The following is a 453-nucleotide window of genomic DNA, read 5'->3' as shown; positions in this document are numbered from 1 at the left end:
GGGTGATCGCGCGCCGTATCAGCATGGGTACCCGCAGCGAAGCCGGCACGCGCGCGTTCGCGCTCCTGGCCAGCGTCATCGAGACGTGCAGAAAACGTTCGGCCTCCTCTTGGACCTTCATTGCCAGTGTCATTGCCGCAGCCAGAAACGGTCTGACGGTGCCGGCGCTGCCAAAGATTCCGCTCGGGGTGTGAACGGCTACGCTTGAAGGGCTCAGCTACGAGGAAATCTCAATTATCATGCAGTGCTCCGTTGGGACCGTACGAAGCAGGATTTTTCGAGCGAGGGAGGAAATTGTTGAACAAATAAGTCCCTTGCTTGACTCATCTAGCCTGAATTTTGCATAAAAAAGGGCAAGAATGCCGTAAGTGATTGATAAAATGTGAGTTATCTAGAAACACAGCTATCAACAAAAACGCCACCTTGCCCGACATGAATTCTACCTCAGAGCAG

General features: G+C 53.0%; 2 pseudogenes. Both read left to right on the top strand.

Annotation, left to right across the window (positions count from 1 at the left end):
• Nucleotides 1-194, top strand: a pseudogene (locus F2P45_RS34545) (IS66 family transposase); the annotation flags it as partial.
• 9 nt (nucleotides 195-203) lie between these two features.
• A pseudogene (locus F2P45_RS34540) lies at nucleotides 204-347 on the top strand (sigma factor-like helix-turn-helix DNA-binding protein); the annotation flags it as partial.
• Nucleotides 348-453: the final 106 nt, after the last annotated feature.

Source organism: Massilia mucilaginosa (genome assembly GCF_011682145.1).
GTDB classification, from domain to species: domain Bacteria; phylum Pseudomonadota; class Gammaproteobacteria; order Burkholderiales; family Burkholderiaceae_D; genus Telluria_A; species Telluria_A mucilaginosa.
Note: the sequence above shows the minus strand (reverse complement) of the source record. Positions and strands in the feature narration are given on the sequence as shown.